Origin of the sequence: Sphingomonas sp. OV641 (assembly GCF_900109205.1) — a bacterium.
In the GTDB taxonomy this organism is placed as follows: Bacteria; Pseudomonadota; Alphaproteobacteria; order Sphingomonadales; family Sphingomonadaceae; genus Sphingomonas.
Genome location: NZ_FNZB01000001.1, coordinates 855,692 through 874,807, shown reverse-complemented (window position 1 = coordinate 874,807; position 19,116 = coordinate 855,692). Strand labels below are relative to the sequence as shown.

At 63.5% G+C, this 19,116-nt stretch carries 17 protein-coding genes; 5 read left to right on the top strand and 12 right to left on the bottom strand.

The features are described 5' to 3' along the window. Positions 1 to 8 precede the first annotated feature (8 nt). The 12 genes from BMX36_RS03960 to BMX36_RS03905 all read right to left on the bottom strand — a co-directional run bounded on the left by BMX36_RS03960 (position 9) and on the right by BMX36_RS03905 (position 12,863). On the bottom strand, positions 9 to 650 hold the full coding sequence (locus BMX36_RS03960) for an OmpH family outer membrane protein (protein ID WP_066778560.1): 642 nt from the start codon (positions 648 to 650) through the stop codon (positions 9 to 11). After that, a complete protein-coding gene (gene bamA / locus BMX36_RS03955) occupies positions 650 to 3,319 on the bottom strand; it encodes an outer membrane protein assembly factor BamA (RefSeq protein WP_093065204.1) in 2,670 nt (889 codons plus the stop codon). Before bamA ends, BMX36_RS03960 begins: the two co-directional genes overlap by 1 nt. 122 nt (positions 3,320 to 3,441) lie before the next feature. Then, positions 3,442 to 4,575, bottom strand: a complete 1,134-nt coding sequence (locus BMX36_RS03950; protein ID WP_093063740.1) for a M50 family metallopeptidase — start codon at positions 4,573 to 4,575, stop codon at positions 3,442 to 3,444. Then, complete coding sequence (locus BMX36_RS03945) at positions 4,572 to 5,729, bottom strand: 1-deoxy-D-xylulose-5-phosphate reductoisomerase (RefSeq protein ID WP_093063739.1); 1,158 nt, start codon at positions 5,727 to 5,729, stop codon at positions 4,572 to 4,574. The genes BMX36_RS03950 and BMX36_RS03945 overlap by 4 nt, the downstream gene beginning before the upstream one ends. Further along, positions 5,726 to 6,481, bottom strand: coding sequence for a phosphatidate cytidylyltransferase (locus tag BMX36_RS03940; RefSeq protein ID WP_066778592.1), 756 nt, complete (start codon positions 6,479 to 6,481; stop codon positions 5,726 to 5,728). The genes BMX36_RS03945 and BMX36_RS03940 overlap by 4 nt, the downstream gene beginning before the upstream one ends. Positions 6,482 to 6,528: 47 nt before the next feature. After that, entirely contained in the window at positions 6,529 to 7,245 is a 717-nt protein-coding gene (locus tag BMX36_RS03935; RefSeq protein WP_093063738.1) for an isoprenyl transferase, read from the bottom strand. 76 nt (positions 7,246 to 7,321) lie between these two features. Continuing rightward, positions 7,322 to 7,879 carry a ribosome recycling factor gene (frr, locus tag BMX36_RS03930; protein WP_066778552.1) on the bottom strand — a complete coding sequence of 186 codons (558 nt, stop codon included), beginning with the start codon at positions 7,877 to 7,879 and terminating at the stop codon, positions 7,322 to 7,324. Beyond that, entirely contained in the window at positions 7,866 to 8,609 is a 744-nt protein-coding gene (gene pyrH, locus BMX36_RS03925; protein ID WP_066778549.1) for a UMP kinase, read from the bottom strand. Before pyrH ends, frr begins: the two co-directional genes overlap by 14 nt. A gap of 229 nt (positions 8,610 to 8,838) precedes the next feature. Continuing rightward, a complete protein-coding gene (tsf, locus tag BMX36_RS03920) occupies positions 8,839 to 9,792 on the bottom strand; it encodes a translation elongation factor Ts (RefSeq protein ID WP_066778547.1) in 954 nt (317 codons plus the stop codon). Positions 9,793 to 9,959: 167 nt separating this feature from the next. Continuing rightward, positions 9,960 to 10,766, bottom strand: coding sequence for a 30S ribosomal protein S2 (gene rpsB, locus BMX36_RS03915; RefSeq protein WP_066778545.1), 807 nt, complete (start codon positions 10,764 to 10,766; stop codon positions 9,960 to 9,962). Between the two features lie 499 nt (positions 10,767 to 11,265). After that, entirely contained in the window at positions 11,266 to 12,132 is an 867-nt protein-coding gene (locus BMX36_RS03910) for a CDP-alcohol phosphatidyltransferase family protein (RefSeq protein WP_093063737.1), read from the bottom strand. Next, positions 12,129 to 12,863, bottom strand: a complete 735-nt coding sequence (locus tag BMX36_RS03905; RefSeq protein WP_066778540.1) for a phosphatidylserine decarboxylase — start codon at positions 12,861 to 12,863, stop codon at positions 12,129 to 12,131. Before BMX36_RS03905 ends, BMX36_RS03910 begins: the two co-directional genes overlap by 4 nt. Positions 12,864 to 12,978: 115 nt before the next feature. On the opposite strand from BMX36_RS03905, the gene BMX36_RS03900 reads away from it, so the two are divergent. From BMX36_RS03900 to BMX36_RS03880, 5 genes are all read left to right on the top strand, one after another. Beyond that, a complete protein-coding gene (locus BMX36_RS03900) occupies positions 12,979 to 14,199 on the top strand; it encodes an NADP-dependent isocitrate dehydrogenase (RefSeq protein ID WP_066778538.1) in 1,221 nt (406 codons plus the stop codon). Next, complete coding sequence (gene opgC / locus BMX36_RS03895; RefSeq protein ID WP_093063736.1) at positions 14,127 to 15,347, top strand: OpgC domain-containing protein; 1,221 nt, start codon at positions 14,127 to 14,129, stop codon at positions 15,345 to 15,347. The genes BMX36_RS03900 and opgC overlap by 73 nt, the downstream gene beginning before the upstream one ends. After that, complete coding sequence (locus BMX36_RS03890; protein WP_093063735.1) at positions 15,348 to 17,147, top strand: cation:proton antiporter domain-containing protein; 1,800 nt, start codon at positions 15,348 to 15,350, stop codon at positions 17,145 to 17,147. It begins immediately after the preceding gene. Positions 17,148 to 17,182: 35 nt separating this feature from the next. After that, complete coding sequence (locus BMX36_RS03885; protein WP_093063734.1) at positions 17,183 to 18,352, top strand: glycosyltransferase family 4 protein; 1,170 nt, start codon at positions 17,183 to 17,185, stop codon at positions 18,350 to 18,352. Positions 18,353 to 18,463: 111 nt separating this feature from the next. Next, positions 18,464 to 19,069, top strand: coding sequence for a CC0125/CC1285 family lipoprotein (locus tag BMX36_RS03880; RefSeq protein ID WP_256210648.1), 606 nt, complete (start codon positions 18,464 to 18,466; stop codon positions 19,067 to 19,069). The last annotated feature ends 47 nt before the right edge of the window (positions 19,070 to 19,116 follow it).

Here is a 19,116-nt window from a genome sequence, read left to right as displayed (position 1 = left end):
GACCGGGATCAGCGGCCCTGCGGCTGCGCGCGCTGCGCCGGCTGTGCCGCGGCAGCGGTCTGGCCCTGGCCACCCGGCTGCCAGTTGGCCGGCGGCGTGATGCCGACGCTGGGAACCAGCTTGTCGAGTTCAGCGGTGATTGACGAGGTGATGTCGGCTGCCGGCTGGGCGAACAGCGCGGCCTCCGGACGAAGCAGCAGCGTCACATTGCGTGCGCGCACGGCGGCCTGAACCGCGTCGGACAGCTTTGCGCTGATCTGCTCGATCGCATAGGTTTCCGCACGCTGCGCCGGCTGGGTCAGGCGGGCGAGTTCCTGCTGCGCTGCCTGCTGCTTGGTCTGAATCGCCTGTGCCTGCGGACGCAGCGATGCCTCGCTAGCACCCGGCGCGCGTGCCGCGGTCTGATATGCGGTCACGAGCGGCTGAAGCTCGGCCTGGATCGCCGTGCGGCGGGTGTTCGCCTGGTCGAGCTGCGCCTTGTACTGTGTCTGGATCTGCGAACGGGCCGCGGTCCACGCCTTGGAACTGGCGACCGCCTGCTCCGGATTGGCAACAGCGATCCCGGACACCTGCGCCGTGGCGGTGCCGGCGGTGAAAGCGGCAGGAGCCGCAAGCGCTGCGGCGAGCAGCATGTGCTTGAACTTGGTCATCAGAACTGAGTCCCTACGTTGAAGGTGATAAGCTTGTCGTCGTCGCCTTCCTGCTTGATCAGGGCGCGCGCGATGTCGATGCGAAGCGGGCCGAACGGCGACGTCCAGTTGACACCGAAGCCGACCGACAATCGAGGCTTGGCCGAATTGCCGAGGAAGCTTTCCTTGAACGGCTGCGACGCAATCTGCGCCGTGTTCGGGATGATGCCGTTGCAAGCGCCGCTGCCGTCGGGAATGCCCGCCGCACAAGTGGTGGAGATCACACTACCCGCCGGGTTGGTGTAATAATAGAGCGGATTGCCCGCAGTGTCCGTCTGCGGCAGCGGCAGGTAGATCGTGTTCCCGTTCGCGTCGGTCGTCGTCGGGAACACGGCCGTGGGCTGCGGCCGGGTGATGTTGAACAGGCTGCCCGCCTGCACATAGACCGAAGGACGCAGACCAAGTTCCCGCGCGCCGGAGCCAAGCGGGATCTCCAGCTCGAGACGGCCGAGGTAATATGCGGTGCCACCAAGCGCGTCATCGACGATCTGATCGCGATCGGTGACGAGCACCTGGGCGCCGGTCGCATCGGTCGTGTAATATTGACGCAGCACGCGCGGGCCGACGCCGCGAATGTCGAAACCACGGAACTGCGGCTCGCCGAGGTAGAAGCGGTCGGTGATCCGGATTGGATCAACGCCATCCCTGGGGCTGTCTTCCAGTGGGTGGATGTATCCACCTTCGGCCAGGGCCGAGAGGATGAATCCGCCGCCAATGCCCCAATATTTCGCCGCATCGGCACGCGTGCGCAGATACTTCACGTCGCCGCCGAGACCTGCGAAATCCTGGCTGAAGGTGAAGCGCTGGCCCGACGACGGCCGCAGACGGCTGTTCAGGCTATCGTAGATCAGCGAATAACCGACCGACGAGGTCAGGCGATTGCCGAGCGCGTCGCAGAGGTAGCGTCCGGCCAACAGCGGATCGCAGGCGCCGTCGCGGAAGAACTGGTCCTCGTCCAGGCTGACCTCGTCATAGGAGAGGCCATAACGAGCGGAAAGCGACCAATATTCGGTCAGCGGCACGCCCGCGCGGACCTGGAAGCCGGTGGAAACCTGGCTGTAGGTCGTTTCGCGATTGTTGTTGATGAAGTTGAACGCGTTATAGTCGCGACGGAACACGTCGACGCCAACCGCGATATTCTTGTCAAACAGATAAGGCTCGGTGAACCCTGCCTCCACCGACTTCGAATAACTCGAATAATTGACGCCGAAGCGCAGCTCCTGCCCCTTGCCGCGGAAGTTGCGCTGCGTGAGGTTGAACTGAAGGATAAACCGCTCAAGGCTCGAGAAACCGGCCGACAACTGAAGCTCGCCAGTGGCGCGCTCCTCGACATTGGCGCCCAGAACTACGCGGTCCGGACCGGAACCTGGCGTCTGCTTGATCTCGAACTTGTCCTGGAAATATCCCAGGCTGTTGATGCGATCCTGCGAGCGGCGCACCTGGAAGCTGTTGAACGCATCGCCCTCCGCCAGGCGGATTTCGCGACGGATCACCTTGTCCTGCGTCTGCGTGTTGCCGGTGATGTCGATCCGCTCAACGTACGTCCGCTTCGCTTCCGCGATGTGGAAGTTGATGGACATGGTGAGCGCTTCGCGATCGCGCTGGAACTCGGGATTGATCTCGGTGAAGGCATAGCCGAACAGGCCGGTCGTCTGGCTGAGGCCATCGACCGTGTCTTCCACCAGCTTGGCGTTGTACCAATCGCCCTTCTTCACGGCGAGCGTCTTGGCCAGCGCCTTGTCGTCGAAGTCACGGATGTCGCTGTCGACCGTGACGTCACCGAACTTATAACGAGGCCCTTCCTCCACCACGTAGGTGATGATGAAGTCTTCCTTGTCCGGCGTCAGCTCGGCCACCGCGCTCGTCACGCGGAAGTCGGCATACCCCTCCGTCAGGTAGAACTGACGCAGCTTCTGCTGGTCATAGGCCAGTCGATCCTGATCATAGGTCGTGTTGGACGACAGGATGCGGAACAAGCGGGCCTGCTTGGTCGCCATCTGCTCGCGCAGCTTGTCGTCATCGAACACCTCGTTGCCGATGATGTTGATCTGGCGGACCTTGGACTTCGGGCCTTCGCTGATCTCGAACACCACATCGACGCGGTTCTGATCCAGCGACACCATCTTGGGCTCGACGCTGGCAGCGAAGCGACCCTGGCGGCGGTACAGCTCGACGATACGCGCGACGTCCTGACGCACGGCGGAGCGGGTGAAGACCTGGCGCGGCTTCAGCCGGATTTCCTTGGTGATCTTGTCCTCTTTCAGGCGCTTGTTGCCCTCGAGGATCACCCGGTTGATGATCGGGTTTTCGCGCACCCGCAGGATGATGTCACCCGATTCCGCGCCGGACACCGTGACGTCCGCGAACAGGTCGCTGGCGTAGAGATCCTTGATCGCCTGATCGAGCGTCTCGTTGGTGTACGTCTGGCCGACACGCAGCTTGGTATAGCTCAGCGCCGTGTCAGGCTCGATGCGCTGCGAACCCTCGACCCGCAACGACCGAATGGTTCGCTCGACCAACGGAGCGATCGCAGGCGCGGCCGGCGTCTGCTGCGTCTGCTGCTGCTGTGCCGTCTGCTGCCGCGCCGCACGCTCCTGCGCTGCCGCCACCGACGGAACGCCAGCCAGCATCGTGCAGCCAAGCAGGAGCGCAGCCGCGCGCGGTCGAGCAAACGAAGTGTTCAATACAGTCACCAAATCCACCCCGGTAAGCCCAAACAAGCCCGTGAGCGCTGCGCCCTGCCCTTGAATCGTCAACCGATCAAGCGGGCGAGGCTGCGCCAAAGGCCGAAATTCCCAAGATCATTGAAGGTCACGAGCAGCATGAGGCCGAGGATGGCCGCAAGCCCGCCGCGAAACGCCCATTCCTGCGCTTGCGGGCCAACCGGCCGCCGGCGCAGCGCTTCGATCGCATAGAAGAGCAAGTGTCCGCCATCCAGCATGGGGACTGGCAGCAAGTTGATGAACCCCAGATTGATGGACACAAGCGCGATCAGAAACACGAAGGCTTCGGGGCCAAGCGTGATCTGCTCCCCCGACACCTTGGCAATCGAGAGCGGCCCGCCAAGCTCCTTCACCGAGCGACGGCCGGTGATGATCTGGCCAATCGTTTCCACCATCATGGACACGATCTCGCCCGTACGCTGGATCGCGACGCCCGGCGCCTCCGCGATGCTGACCGGCACGGTAACGCGCGCGCCGCGGGCGATCCCCAGCATCCCGATGCGATAGCTGTTGCCGAAGCGATCCGTCTGTTGCTGAACGCCGATGGTGACGGGCCTGGTCAGCCGCTCGGCGCCGCGCTGGAACGTCACCTGGGTCGCCTCACCCGGATGGATGCGCGTGTAGGAGAGCATGTCCTCGAAGATGGCGATGTCGCGATCGCCGAGCCGCATGATGCGGTCACCCGCCTGCAGCCCCGCCCGCTCAGCGGCGCTCCCCTCCACCACCGTACCGACAACCGGCGGGGTTCGTGTATCACCAAAGGCCACCGCAAAGCCGCCCAGGATGACGATTGCGACGATGAAGTTCACGACGGGCCCGGCCGCAACGATGATCGCCCTCTGCCACACCGGCTTTGCCTGAAAGGTCCGGTTGCGCTCCTCTGCCGGCAAGGCGAGCCATTCGGCCGAGGGCTGGCTTACCGCGTTCATGTCGCCGGCAAACCGGACATAGCCGCCCAGCGGTAGCCAACCGATCTTCCACCGGGTGCCGCGCTTGTCCGTCCAGCCGGCGATTTCCCGGCCGAAGCCGATCGAGAAGGCATCAGACTTCACGCCGAACCAGCGGGCAGCCAGATAATGGCCCATCTCATGCACGAACACGAGCGGACCAATGACCAGCACGAAGGCAAGCAGCGTCAGCGGCAGGCCAGGAGTTTCGATCAAGCGACGCGATCCTTCACACGCTCTTCCGCCAAAGCCCTCGCCTCACGATCCACCTCGAGCACCTCGTCCAGTGACAAGGGAGCGGGTGGATTACAGCGATCCAACGTATCAGCGACGATTGCGGCAATTTCGAGGTAGCCGACGCGGCCCTTCAGAAAGGCGCCTACTGCCACTTCATTAGCGGCGTTCAGGATCGCCGGCCGTGCTCCGCCAGCCTCCAAGGCCTCGCGCGCCAGGCGCAACGCGGGGAAACGCGCCGGATCGGGCGCTTCAAAATCCAGGCGTCCGACGCGCACGAGGTCGAGCCGCTCTCCCGGCGTCGCCATCCGATCCGGCCAGGCGAGCGCACAGGCGATCGGCGTGCGCATGTCCGGCGTACCGAGCTGGGCAAGCATGGAGCCATCGACATATTCAACCATCGAGTGGATGACCGACTGTCGATGCACGACGATCTCGATCTGGTCCGCTGAGACGGGGAACAGGTGAAAGGCCTCGATCAGCTCGAGCCCCTTGTTCATCATAGTGGCTGAATCGACGGAGATCTTTGCTCCCATCGACCAGTTCGGATGCGCGACCGCCTGCGCCGGCGTGATGCCACGCATCTCATTCAGCGTACGATCACGAAACGGACCGCCACTGGCCGTCAGGATGATACGCGAGACACGATGCGAAAGCTGGGCGTCAAGGCACTGGAATATCGCACTATGTTCGCTGTCGACGGGGAGCAGGATAGCGCCGCTTTGCTGAACGGCGGCATTCATCACCTCTCCGGCAGAGACAAGTGCCTCCTTGTTGGCAAGCGCAAGTGTGCCGCCATTTTTCACCGCAGCCATGGCCGGTTTCAGCCCGGCGCATCCCACAATGGCCGCGACCGTAACGTCTGCACCCAGTGCCGCTGCTTCGGTGACCGCTGCCTCTCCGCCGGCCGCTTCGATACCGCTTCCCACGAGCGCCTCACGCAATACGGGCAGGCAGCTTTCGTCCGCCACGACCGCCCGCTGCGCGCGTGTCCGCAGCGCAGCAGCGGCCAGCCGTGTCACGTCGCAATTTGCCGTGAGCGCCACGACGCGAAATGCCTCGGGCGAGCGTTCGACAAGGTCGAGCGTCGATGTACCGACCGAGCCGGTCGCGCCAAGTATCGTTACTGTTTTCATCGGAAAAGATATGGCGCCAATACGAGCAGGGCTGCGACGGGCGCGACCGGCACAACGCCGTCCAGCCGATCCAGAACGCCGCCGTGGCCTGGGAGAATGTTGCCCGAGTCCTTCACGCCAGCCTGCCGCTTCAACCAACTCTCATACAGGTCACCGCCCTGGGCCAGAACAGCCAGCAGCGGCGTGCCAATCGTCATGCGCCACGGCAAACCATAGCGGACATGCAGCAGAAGCGCGAGCACGCTTGCCGCCGCGACGCCCCCGATCAGCCCGGCCCAGGTCTTATTGGGCGAAAGCTTCGGCGCCAGCTTCGGACCACCGATCGTCCGTCCCGCGAAGAACGCGCCGATGTCGGTCGCCCAGACGAGCGCCAATGCCCAAAAGGCGAAGAGCAGGCCTTCTTCCTGCCGGCGCAGGAAGACGAGCGCGAGTACGGGCAATCCACAATAGACCACGCCCTTCCCCAACGCCGACCGGCCGGTGACGATCGCGACAAAGAAGGCCGCGCCGGCGATCAGCCCCAGCGAGAAGAAGTTGTGCTCTTCGAGCACCAGCGATGCGGGTGCCATGACGGCCAGCGGCACCGACAAGCCATATTGCGCAATGCGCTTATCCCGCGGCGCGACCTTCTGCAGGTCCGACCATTCCGCCATCATGAACAAGGCGATGACGACGGCCAGAAGCCAGAACGCAATGCCGCCAAACCAGAGCGCGGCGCTGGCCACTGCAATCATCGCCACGCTGGCGATCATCCGCAGGCGTAGGTTGGACGGCGTGCGGAACTTGGCGTCAGGCGGCGTCACAAGCCTCCGAACCGGCGATTGCGCGTGCCAAAGGCCGCTACTGCCTCGTCCAGATCGGCCTCGCCGAAATCCGGCCACAGCGTATCGACGAACAGCAATTCGGCATAAGCTGCCTGCCACAGAAGGAAGTTCGACAGGCGGTGCTCGCCCGACGTGCGAATGAGAAGATCGAGCGGCGGCATGTCCCGCGTCTCGAGTTCGCCCTCGATCGCCGCGGCATCGATCTGTTCAGGGGACAGCCGTTCGGCCAGCCGGCGCACGGCACGGACGAGTTCCGCCTGTGCGCCATAGTTGAGCGCGATTGCCAAGATCGGCCCAGTGTTCGCCGAACAGCGTGAGACGGCATCATCGATCAGGGTAACCACGTCACCGGGGAAACGGTGATAATCGCCAATGATCTTCAGGCGCACATTCTCTCGAACGAGCTCCGCGAGGTCGCTGCGGATGAACAGCCGCAGCAACCCCATCAGATCACCGATCTCTTCTTCGGGACGACGCCAATTCTCCGAAGAGAAAGCGTAGATCGTCAGCGCCTCGATCCCGATCGCGCGAGCATGGCGCGTGACGCGACGGACCGCATCGACGCCCGCCTTGTGCCCGGCCGCGCGCGGCAGCAACCGCTTCTTCGCCCAGCGGCCATTGCCGTCCATGATGATGGCGACATGGCGCGGCAGGTTCAGCGCACGCGTCTGAAGGGCCGGCGCGCCGCTCATCGCACGCTCCTCGACAGGAATGGCGCGGCGCCCGCTGCTGGCAGCGTGCAAAGGCAGGAAACGGGAGTTCCCGAGCTCACTTGCCCAGGATTTCCTTTTCCTTAGCGTTGGCGGCCAAGTCGATGTCCGCGATCGTGGCGTCGGTCAGCTTCTGGACCTCAACTTCGTGACGCTTACGATCGTCCTCTCCGAAGACGCCCTTCTTTTCGTCGATCTTCAGGCTGTCCATGCCGTCTCGACGCACGTTGCGTACGGCAACCTTCGCCTTTTCGGCGTAGGAGCCGGCGAGCTTCGCGAGCTCCTTGCGGCGCTCTTCCGTGAGGTCCGGAATGGGCAGGCGCAGCGTTTGGCCGTCGTTGATCGGGTTCAGCCCGAGACCAGCGGAACGGATCGCCTTTTCGACGGGGCCGATGTTGCTTTTGTCCCAGACCTGCACCGACAGCATTCGCGGTTCGGGCGCGGAGACCGTCGCAACCTGGTTCAGCGGCATGTGCGCGCCATAAACTTCAACCGTCACCGGATCGAGCAGCGCAGTGGACGCGCGGCCGGTGCGAAGACCAGCCAGATCGCTCTTCAGCGATTCCACCGCGCCGGCCATACGGCGCTCCAGATCCGCCTTGTCATACGCGGGCATCGATCATCTCCTGTTCGTTCATGACGACCGTCGATACGCCCTCACCGCGAAGCACGTCAGCGAAATTGCCGTGTTCGCGGATGTTGAAAACGACGATCGGGATGTTCGAATCGCGGCATAGCGCCACGGCACTCGCATCCATAACCTTGAGGTTCTTTGACAGCACAGTGTCATAGGAAATCGTTTCATAGCGGGTCGCCCCGGCTACTTTCTTGGGATCCGCGTCATAGATGCCGTCGACGCTGGTCCCCTTGAACAGCGCATCGCAATTCATTTCGGCGGCACGCAGGGCGGCGCCACTGTCCGTCGTGAAGAAGGGCGAGCCAACACCAGCCGCGAAGATCACCACCCGATCCTTCTCCAGATGGCGAACGGCGCGGCGGCGGATGAACGGTTCACACACCGACTGCATCGGAATGGCCGACTGGACCCGGGTATCGACGCCAATCTGCTCCAGCGCGTTTTGAACGGCGAGCGCGTTCATCACGGTCGCCAGCATGCCCATGTAATCCGCAGTCGCCCGCTCAAAGCCTTTGGCGGCAGCGGCAAGACCGCGGAAAATGTTGCCGCCACCAACGACGACACAAAGCTCATAGCCCTGGGCCTTTACGTCCGCGATCTCCTCCGCGACGCGCCCGGTCACGGCAGGGTCGATGGCCAAGCCATCCGGTCCCATCAGAACTTCGCCCGAAAGCTTCAGGAGAATGCGTTTGTAACGAGGGCTGGTCATCGGATCCGATACGGCTGAGGTCGGGCGGCGGGACCTTAGGGAACCCCTTCAACTGCCGCAACCACTACGTGGCGGGCGGTGTCAGGTCCAAGCGCCGACCGTTAAACAAAAATCATCCCGGCCTCGTGCCTTCACCCCAGATCAAGGCGGTGCAAAGACCACCTTGGACCAGAGTTCCGGCGAGACCGGGATGACGATATCAGAGCGACGCTGGCGCCGCCCAATCAGATCAGGCCGTCGGTTCGGCCTGCTTGTTCTGCGGAACGCCGGAGGCCGCGGCAACTTCAGCGGCGAAGTCGGACGCTTCCTTCTCGATCCCCTCGCCCAGCTGGAAGCGGACATAGTCCTTCAGCACGATCGGCGTACCGGCATCCTTGCCCGCCTTTGCCACGACGTCGCTGATCCGGGTCTTGCCGTCCATGACGAACAGCTGGCTGACCAGCGCGTGCTCCTTGCGGTACTTGGCGATCGAACCTTCGACCATCTTCGCGATGATATCGGCCGGCTTGCCGCTCTCACCAGCCTTTTCGGCGGCAATGGCACGCTCGCGCTCGATCTCGGCCTCGTCCAGATCTTCCTCGTTCAGCGCCTTGGGGAAGGCGGCTGCGACGTGCATGGCAAGCTGCTTGCCGAGACCCTGAAGCACCTCGTCCGAAGCCTCGCTCTCGAGTGCCACAAGCACGCCGATCTTGCCGAGACCCGGCGCCTGCTGATTGTGGACATAGCCCACGACAGCGCCCTTCGACACTTCGAGACGCTTTGAGCGACGCAGCGACTGATTTTCACCGATGGTGGCGATGTTCTTGGTCAGCACTTCCTCGACGGTCGTGCCCGACGGCATCGCTTCGGCCTTCAGCGCGTCAACATCACCGCCGGTCGCAAGAGCGATCTGGGTCACCTCACGGACGAACTGCTGGAACTGATCGTTCTTGGCGACGAAGTCGGTTTCCGAATTCACCTCGACCGCCGCACCCTTGGTGCCGCTGGTCGCGATGCCCACCAGGCCCTCGGCCGCGGTGCGGCTGGACTTCTTGGCGGCGGCCGCAAGGCCCTTGGTGCGCAGCCAGTCGAGCGCGGCGTCCATGTCGCCGCCCGTTTCGTTCAGCGCCTTCTTGCAGTCCATCATGCCTGCGCCGCTCTTCTCGCGCAGGTCCTTGACCATCGCTGCCGTGATATCGGCCATCGTACAATCCTTCCTGTGGATCCGGTGAGGTGGGATCAGCCCGTATAAAAACCGCGCGTGCCGAGCCTACCGAAGTACCGCCCTTCTCTCCGCGTCATTGCAGGAAAGAGACAGTGCTTCGACAAACTCGGCACGAATAAGGTGACTGGCTTGTCGAAGCCGCAGTCTTACGCGTCGATCTGGCGCGATTCCTCTGCACCTGCCTCGGCGACGACCGGGTCGCTGCCCAGCGCTTCCTCGGCAGGCGGCTCGGCCATTGCACCGAAGTCGACACCACCGCGGCGCTGCTGCTCCGCATTACCACGGGTCGCGGCAATCGCCACGGCTTCGCAATAGAGCCAGATCGCGCGGCTGGCGTCGTCGTTCGCGGGAACCGGGAACGCGATACCGTCCGGCGAAACGTTGGAGTCGAGGATCGCCACAACCGGGATGCCGAGCGTGTTGGCTTCCTTGATCGCCAGCTCTTCCTTGTTCGCGTCGATCACGAACATGATGTCGGGAATGCCGCCCATGTCGCGGATGCCGCCCAGGCTCATCTCGAGCTTGTCGCGCTCGCGTGTCAGCTGGAGAACTTCCTTCTTGGTGAGGCCGGCGGTGTTGCCCGACAGCTGCTCTTCCAGGGCCTTCAGGCGCTTGATCGAGTTGGAGATCGTCTTCCAGTTGGTGAGCATGCCGCCCAGCCAGCGATGGTTGACGAAGTGCTGGCCCGCACGACGCGCCGCATCAGCGACCGGCTCCTGCGCCTGACGCTTGGTGCCGACGAACAGCACCTTGCCGCCCGAGGCGACAGTGGAGCTGATGAACTCGAGCGCGCGCGCAAAGAGCGGAACGGTCTGCGACAGGTCGATGATGTGGACACCGTTGCGCTCGCCGAAGAGATACGGCTTCATCTTCGGGTTCCAGCGGTGGGTCTGGTGGCCGAAGTGCGCGCCGGTTTCGATAAGCTGCTGCATCGTGACGACAGGAGCCGCCATAGTCTTTATTCCTTCCGGTTAGGCCTCTGGGAAGCGGATGGCGCGAGCCTGAAAGGCCAGCGCACCGGTGGTTTATACTTCCCATGCGGAGTTGAGGCCCGCGCCCTTACAGGAATGCTTCAAGCCAGGCAAGCGCAACCTGCCCCCTTGACCCGCGCGAACATACATGGAACAAGCTTCGGAACAGAAGGGGAACCGGTCGTACAAACACCTGGTTGAGCCTGTTTTCTCCAGCAAATACCGCCACGTAGATGGCGGAGTTGGAACGACGGGCGTTTTCAGCGGTTTGCGCGTAATGGTTCGCAAGTGCCATGGAGGCATATCATGATGGCGATTGTGAGTTTCGCAGTTTTTGCCGGTGCGTTCGCAGCTTCAGCCTATGCTCTTGCGACCACGATTGGGCCGCGCGTTGACCGGATCATCGACGCCTTGTGCAAACGACCGGCCGCCGACCGCCAGCCTCTCGCAGCGTTGGTTCGCGCCGAACAGCGAATCGCCGTCAGGCGGTGGGCGGCGCAGGCACGGCCGGCGCCTGCATACCGGCCGCGCGCAGCCGCTTGACCCGCGCGTAGCTGGCGATGCTGAACGGCAGCGCCAGCAGATAGGCGATCCCCAGCACGCTAACCGTATGCCAGGGCGCAGTCACGGCAGCAGCGGCAACGATCACGACCAGCGCCAGCGCTTCAAAGCGGATGTTGCGGCGCAAGCGTAGTGAAGCCCATGACCAGGTCGCGAGGCTGGACACCATCAGCAAGGCGGCGAGCACCGTCCAAGGCGCCACGATATAGGGCGAGCGGAGCGCCGACGCCTCGGTCCAGAACCACAGGAACATCGGAAGCAGGGCAAGCCCCGCGCCAGCCGGCGCCGGGACGCCGGTGAGGAAACCGGCGGACTTGTGCGGCTGATCGTCGGCATCAATGTTGGCGTTGAAGCGGGCAAGGCGCAGCGCCGCGAACACCGCCAACATCAGGGCCGCCATCCATCCGAACCGTGGCAGCGATGACAGCGACCAAAGGTACAGGATCAAGGCAGGCGAGACCCCGAAGGAAATGGCGTCCGCCAGCGAGTCCAGCTCGGCCCCGAAGCGGCTTTCCCCATGCAGCAGCCGCGCGATGCGGCCATCAATCCCGTCGAGCAGCCCAGCGATGAGGACGAAGGCGACTGCAAGCTGCCAGTGAGTGGCGACCCGATCCGCCAAGGCGGCAAGCTCTGCCCCGCGCAATAACGGCAGATCGTTTTCCATCATGCGCGCCTTGACGGCGAACTGCACGCCGCTGAGGCCGGAGCAAAGCGCGAGCGCCGTGATCGCGTTGGGAGCGACCGCGCGGAGCGGAAGCCCCCGTCGCGGACGGATCGGGCGCCTCACTGAGCGACGCCCGTGGCCGGAACGGCTCCGGCGCGTGCCAGGACCGTTTCGCCAGCGATCGCGCGCTGACCGAGGGCGACCTGCGGCGCATAGCCGGCGGGAAGATACACGTCGACGCGGCTGCCGAAGCGGATCAGGCCCACGCGCTGACCGGCGGCGACCATGTCCCCGACCTTCACGAACCCCATGATGCGCCGCGCCACGAGACCGGCGATCTGGGTAAAGCCGACCTTTCGGCCGTCATGACCTTCAACGACGAAATGCTGGCGCTCGTTTTCCTCCGACGCCTTATCGAGATCGGCATTGAGGAACTTGCCCGAGATATAGACGACCTGCCGGATCGTTCCTGCAATCGGCGAGCGGTTGATGTGAACGTCAAACACACTCATGAACACCGACACGCGGGTGAGATGGGTGGCGCCCAGATCCGCTGCGAGTTCGCGCGGGACCGGCACCTCGGCGATCATCGTAACCAGACCGTCGGCCGGAGAGACGATCAGATCTTCACCGCGCGGCGTGGTGCGGATCGGATCGCGAAAGAAGGCGGCGACCCAGATGGTGATTCCCAGCAAAGGCCAGAAGAAGACGTTGTGGACGATGGTCATCAGCAGCGTGATGCCGAAGGCGATGGCAGTGAATTTCTGCCCCTCCGGATGAACGGCGGGGAAGCGCCACTTGACGGTGGTGGTGACGGGCAGACCCTGTTCTTCGGGTTTCGGTAGTGAAGGCATGTGGCCTCGTGTAGCGGGGGGAGCCGATGCGCACAACGCAGGCGCACCGATGGTTGATCCCCCGCCCCCTTACCCGTATCGACCGCGCCAGACCCTCCCTTAAAGGAAACGGACAATGGCGAAGATCAAGGTGAAAACGCCCGTCGTGGAGATCGACGGCGACGAAATGACGCGGATCATCTGGGAATGGATCCGTGAGCGCCTGATCAAGCCGTATCTCGATATCGAGCTCGACTATTACGACCTCGGCATGGAGCATCGCGACAACACCGACGACAAGGTGACGACCGACAGCGCCAAGGCCATCCAGAAGTATGGCGTGGGCGTGAAGTGCGCGACGATCACCCCTGACGAAGCACGCGTCGAGGAATTCGGCCTCAAGAAGATGTGGAAGTCGCCCAACGGCACGATCCGCAACATCCTGGGCGGCGTCGTGTTCCGCGAGCCGATCGTGATCAAGAACGTTCCCCGCCTGATTCCGGGCTGGACGCACCCGATCGTCGTCGGCCGTCACGCGTTCGGCGACCAGTATCGCGCGACCGACTTCAAGGTGCCGGGCGCCGGCAAGCTGACCATGAAGTGGACGGGCGAAGACGGTCAGGAGATCGAGCATGAGGTGTTCGATTTCCCGGGCGCCGGCGTCGCGATGGGCATGTACAACCTGGACGAGTCGATCCGCGATTTCGCGCGCGCCTCGCTGAACTATGGAATCAACCGCAACTGGCCGGTGTACCTCTCGACCAAGAACACGATCCTGAAGGCCTATGACGGCCGCTTCAAGGACATCTTCGCCGAGGTGTACGAGGCCGAGTTCGTCGAGAAGTTCAAGGAACTGGGCATCGTCTACGAGCACCGCCTGATCGACGACATGGTCGCATCGGCGCTGAAGTGGAACGGCGAGTTCGTCTGGGCCTGCAAGAACTATGACGGCGATGTGCAGTCCGACCAGGTCGCGCAGGGCTTTGGTTCGCTGGGTCTCATGACCTCCGTGCTGATGACGCCCGATGGCAAGACGATCGAGGCGGAAGCGGCGCACGGCACCGTTACGCGCCACTATCGCCAGCACCAGCAGGGCAAGGCGACGTCGACAAATCCGATCGCGTCGATCTTCGCCTGGACCGGCGGCCTGAAGTTCCGCGGCAAGTTCGACGGCACGCCCGACGTGACGCGCTTCGCCGAAACACTGGAGCAGGTCTGCATCGAGACGGTCGAGAACGGCGACATGACCAAGGATCTCGCGATCCTGATCGGGCCGGACCAGAAGTGGATGACGACCGAGCAGTTCTTCGAAGCGGTTCGCGTCAATCTCGAGAACAAGATGGCGAGCTGGGCATAAGCTCGGTCTCGTCAAACAACGGAGGTCCCGGCATCGCGCCGGGACCGACCATTGCCCGCGAGCCGCGCATCGACATCCTTCGCGGATGCGCGCTCGTTACCATCGTCGTGAACCACCTGAGCCAGATCGCCGAGGCTGGCGGGATCACGACATGGCTCGTTCCGACACCCACTCGCTACGGCTATTCCACCGCCGCGGAACTGTTCGTCATTCTGTCGGGCTATATGGTTGGGCTGGTTTATCTCGCACGACCTAGCCCTGCCCGCGCCGTGCTGCGTCGTGCGGCAACCTTGTGGGTCTATAATCTCGCGCTGCTCGCCGTGATCGCCCCGCTTGTGCTCGTCATGAGCCCGGCCGAGCTGGCTTTCTGGCGCTTGAGCGAGCTTGCCGATCATCCCGGCAAGGTGATCTTCCGCATGGCAACGCTTCAGGCCGCGCCGCGGCTGCTCGACATTCTGCTTCTCTACGTGACCTTGATGCTAAGTGCGCCGGTGGCGATCGCCATCCACCGACGATCGCCCACTGCCATGATCGCCGTGTCCGTTGCGCTATATGTCGCCGCGCAGATCTTCACGATCGCTCACGTCTCTGCATCCCCCACAGCGACGGACGATGGCATTCTGAAGCTGCTGAGCTGGCAGATATTGTTCTTCGTGCCCATGGCGCTTGGCGCGAGAAAGGTCCACGTCGGCCTGTTCTTTTGTTTAGAGCGCAAACGCGCCCCGCTGATCGCATTCGTGTCCATCTTTCTGATCGCAGCGGCAGCGAAGGTGACCGAATATGCGCTGCCGGCCTGGCTGATGCCGCGTTACGGCCTGCATGTTCTTCGGCTGGGGCACGCCGTCCTCGTGCTGATGCTTTATGCTGCACTCCTCGCAGCGGCCGGTCCGCTCCTTCGTGCGGCGCCGATGAGGGTTCTGGGCACGATCGGCCGCCACAGCCTGGACTGTTTCGCCGCAGGCGTCGTGGTGACCTATGTTTTTGGAGTCGCCTGGAATCGCGGAGGTGGTGGCTATCTTTCGTATTATCTGATGATCGTCGCGGCAATCGTCGTGACAGCGCTGGTCGGGTGGTATCGTGAGGAACAAAGGACCGGCCGAATGACAAGCGTTGCTGACAATCGGGTTGGATCGGGGCAAGGGAACTGAATGGCGATTGGTCTTGAGAATCCGCAATTTTCTGATGCACTAGTGATCCTCGGCGCTGCCGGCCTCGTCATTCCCGCCTTTGCCCGTTTCCGCATCAGCCCGGTAATCGGCTTCATCCTCGTCGGCCTGCTTGTCGGTCCTGCGGGCCTTGGCAGCCAGGTGGAACGCGCGCCGTGGCTCTATTACCTGACCATCTCGAACCCGGAGTCGATCGAACCCTTTGCAGAGTTCGGCATCGTTCTGCTGCTCTTCTCCATCGGGCTTGAGCTGTCGTTCCGGCGCTTGTGGGCGATGCGCCGACTGGTGTTCGGCATCGGGCCGGCGGAGTTGCTGGGCTCGGCATTGCTGATCGGCACGGCGCTGCACCTGCTGGGTCAGGGCTGGCCGGGTGCGATCGGGCTCGGTCTCGCATTGGCGCTCTCATCCACTGCCTTGGTGCTTCCACTCGTGGGCACAACAAGCGCGGTAGGCCGCGGCGCCTTCGCCATGCTCTTGTTCGAAGATCTCGCGCTGGTGCCTATCATCTTTGCTCTCGGCGCACTGGCGCCCTCAGCGGGGGATGGCGGGTTTGGCAACATCGGCATGGTGGCCTTGCGCGGCGGGATCACTGTGGTGGCGATCTACATCGGCGGTCGCATGGTCCTGCCGAGGTTGTTCGCTCAGGCCGCCCGAACGAAGAGCCCCGAGCTGTTTCTTGCCGCTTCGCTGCTGGTCGTCATCGTGGCGAGCGTTGCCACCACGGCCGCCGGCCTGTCGCCGATCGTCGGTGCGCTTCTTGCCGGACTGTTGATTGCGGAAACCGAGTATCACACCGAAGTTGAGGTGATCACTGCGCCCTTCAAGGGCCTCGCACTGGGCGTTTTTCTGATCAGCGTCGGTATGAGCCTCGACCTCAGGTTGATCGCAAAGAACTGGACGGACCTGCTGCTCGCCGTGGCGGGCGTGGTCGCGGTGAAGACGGTGGTCACCTACCTTTTCCTGCGCATCGCCAATGCCCGCCGTGGCGTAGCCGCGGAAACAGGCCTGCTTATGGGCAGCCCGTCGGAAACCACGCTGATCGTGCTCGCCACGGCCGCTCAGGCCCAGCTCATCCAAGCGTCCACGGCGGCATTCTGGCAGACCGTCACCGCGATCGGGCTGACCATCACGCCGGTTCTTGCCAAAACGGGCAGCGCTATTTCCAAGCGAATCGAGGGCGGAGACGACATCTCGGCCGGACCACCCGACGACGGCAAACACACCGTGATCATTGGTTTTGGGCGGGTTGGCCGGATGGTTGCAGAACTGCTGGACGTGCACCAGCAGCCCTATGTGGCGGTGGAGGCCGACATCGACGTCGTGAAGACGGCACGGCTGAGCGGACGATCGGTGATTTATGGCGATGTGATCCGTCCGCAACTGGTGGACAGGCTGAACCTTCCGGCGGCGCGGGCACTGGTGCTGACGATGGACGACCCCGTGCTTACCGTGCGACTTGCCCGCCGTGTACGGGCGCTCGCACCCGACCTGCCGATCATCGCGCGCGCCCGCGATGCAGCGCATGCGGCAGAGCTCTACCGCGCCGGGGTGACTGACGCCGTGCCGGAGACGCTGGAGAGTTCACTGCAGCTTTCGGAGGCGGTGCTGGTCGATCTTGGCGTCGCTATGGGTCCGGTCATCGCCTCCATCCACGAAAAGCGCGACGAGCTTCGCCAGACGATCCGTCAGCAATCCAAGCTTAGCCGCGAGCCGCGCATCCGGCGCGTGCCGCGCCAGAGCGAGATTGCTGCGCGCGAAGAATCTAATGGACGATCTGCCTAGCGATCGCCGCAATCGATTGTTACTCGGCCACGATCATGCAGCCGTCGGACCTTCGTGTCGCATTATTCAGCGGCAACTATAATTACACGCGAGACGGCGCGAATCAGGCGCTCAACCTGCTGGTCGGTCACCTTCTCAGCCGCGGCGTGCACGTGCGGGTCTATTCGCCAACGGTGTCGCAGCCGGCTTTTCCGGCCACTGGCGACCTTGTTGACGTTCCCGCCATACCGCTGCCGGGCGAACGCGGAGAATATCGGCTGGCGCGCGGCCTGCCCGCAAAGGTGCGCCGCGACTTGGCGACGTTCGCACCGAACCTGATCCACGTATCGGCGCCGGATATTCTCGGCCATCGCGCTGTCAGCTACGCACGGCGCCATGGCATCGCCCGCGTGGCGTCACTTCACACCCGCTTCGAAACCTATCCCCGTTATTACGGCATGGCGTTCATCGAGCCTCTTTTTGAACGCATGCTTGCCCGCTTCTACGACCGCGTCGACCGGGTACTGGTTCCAGGGCCGCTGATCGGTGAGATCCTGCACGACTGGGGGGTGCAAACGCCGACAACCGTCTGGTCTCGCGGCGTCAACCACGACCGCTTCTCGCCAGGGCGCCGCGATCTTGCGTGGCGGCGACAGCTGGGCATCGCCGATCATGAGGTGGCGATCGGTTTTCTTGGCAGGCTGGTGAAGGAGAAGGGGCTCGACGTCTTTGCCGCGGTGACGGCCGAGCTGAAGCGGCGCAACGTCTCGCACCGCGTTCTCGTCATCGGTGAAGGGCCAGCGCGGGACTGGTTTGCGGCGCAGGTTCCGGACGCGGCCTTCGCTGGCTTTCAGACCGGCGACGAGCTTGGCCGCGCCGTTGCTTCCATGGACATATTCTTCAATCCGAGCGTCACCGAGACGTTCGGAAACGTGACCCTGGAGGCGATGGCGGCGGGCGTGCCGGTTGTCGCGGCCAGGGCATCCGGCGCGGTCGGGCTGGTGGATGATGAAGTCACGGGCTTCCTTGTCGAACCTCGGGATATCGCCGGCTATGCGGACGCGCTGACGACGCTGATCGTGGATCCGGAGCGACGGAAGAAGATCGGCCGAGCAGGGAATGCGAAGGCCTCAACCTACCGCTGGGACGTCATCAACGAGGCGGTCCTGCAGACCTATTTGCGAGATGCAGTGGCCGGCGAGCGCTGTAGCGGCTCCGGCTCGTAGCGCGAGCGACGGAGCGGTAGATTTCGGAGCCAATCCGTTCATCGGACGTTCCGTCACCAACAGCTAAAAGCGATCTACTCCGCCGTTCCGGCGGATCTCGGAGACGTCATAATGAGAATTTTGCGTACCGGCCGCAGCCTGCTGATGGCCACGGCCGTTTCTGGTGCATTGCTGGTGACGGGGTGCGCGACGGAAACGCCGTATCGTCCCGCAACCGGATCGGGTTTCTACCGTACGGGTTTCAGCGAGCGCCAAGTTGAAGCCAATCGCTTCCTCGTGAACTTTGCGGGCAACACCGTCACTGATCGCGACACGGTGGAACGCTACCTGCTGTTCCGCGCCGCAGAGCTGACGCTTCAGAACGGTTTCGACTATTTCGTGACTGTCGATCGGCAGACCGACCGCCAGGCACGGACCTATTCCACCCCCGGCGCCGGATTTGGCCCAGGCTGGGGCTATGGCGGCTGGGGCGGATATTGGGGCCCGTCGTGGCGCTTCTACGGTCGGCCTTGGGGCGGCTGGGGCGGCTGGGGCCCATGGGGCGGCGGCTTCAACGACTTCGATGTTCGAACCGTGGATCGCTACGAGGCCTCTGCCGAGATCCTGATGGGCAAGGGCGCCCCGCCCGCTGGCGAGGTTCGCGCTTTCAACGCCCGCGATGTGGTGGAGCGGCTTGGCCCCACGATCATCCTGCCGGAACAGCAACGCCGCCGCTGATCTGCGCATTCGTACTCGATTTAGTGCGTTGCGGAAAACAGCCGCTA

What these genes read in the sequence shown, in the direction of transcription:
- BMX36_RS03885 (WP_093063734.1), top strand. Translation starts at nt 17,183, where the DNA reads ATGCAGCCGTCGGACCTTCGTGTCGCATTATTCAGCGGCAACTATAAT.
- frr (WP_066778552.1), bottom strand. Translation starts at nt 7,879, where the DNA reads ATGCCCGCGTATGACAAGGCGGATCTGGAGCGCCGTATGGCCGGCGCG.
- BMX36_RS03900 (WP_066778538.1), top strand. Translation starts at nt 12,979, where the DNA reads ATGGCGAAGATCAAGGTGAAAACGCCCGTCGTGGAGATCGACGGCGAC.
- BMX36_RS03880 (WP_256210648.1), top strand. Translation starts at nt 18,464, where the DNA reads ATGAGAATTTTGCGTACCGGCCGCAGCCTGCTGATGGCCACGGCCGTT.
- BMX36_RS03945 (WP_093063739.1), bottom strand. Translation starts at nt 5,729, where the DNA reads ATGAAAACAGTAACGATACTTGGCGCGACCGGCTCGGTCGGTACATCG.
- BMX36_RS03960 (WP_066778560.1), bottom strand. Translation starts at nt 650, where the DNA reads ATGACCAAGTTCAAGCACATGCTGCTCGCCGCAGCGCTTGCGGCTCCT.
- bamA (WP_093065204.1), bottom strand. Translation starts at nt 3,319, where the DNA reads ATGCTGGCTGGCGTTCCGTCGGTGGCGGCAGCGCAGGAGCGTGCGGCG.
- pyrH (WP_066778549.1), bottom strand. Translation starts at nt 8,609, where the DNA reads ATGACCAGCCCTCGTTACAAACGCATTCTCCTGAAGCTTTCGGGCGAA.
- BMX36_RS03905 (WP_066778540.1), bottom strand. Translation starts at nt 12,863, where the DNA reads ATGCCTTCACTACCGAAACCCGAAGAACAGGGTCTGCCCGTCACCACC.
- rpsB (WP_066778545.1), bottom strand. Translation starts at nt 10,766, where the DNA reads ATGGCGGCTCCTGTCGTCACGATGCAGCAGCTTATCGAAACCGGCGCG.
- BMX36_RS03935 (WP_093063738.1), bottom strand. Translation starts at nt 7,245, where the DNA reads ATGAGCGGCGCGCCGGCCCTTCAGACGCGTGCGCTGAACCTGCCGCGC.
- BMX36_RS03940 (WP_066778592.1), bottom strand. Translation starts at nt 6,481, where the DNA reads ATGATCGCCAGCGTGGCGATGATTGCAGTGGCCAGCGCCGCGCTCTGG.
- tsf (WP_066778547.1), bottom strand. Translation starts at nt 9,792, where the DNA reads ATGGCCGATATCACGGCAGCGATGGTCAAGGACCTGCGCGAGAAGAGC.
- BMX36_RS03890 (WP_093063735.1), top strand. Translation starts at nt 15,348, where the DNA reads ATGGCGATTGGTCTTGAGAATCCGCAATTTTCTGATGCACTAGTGATC.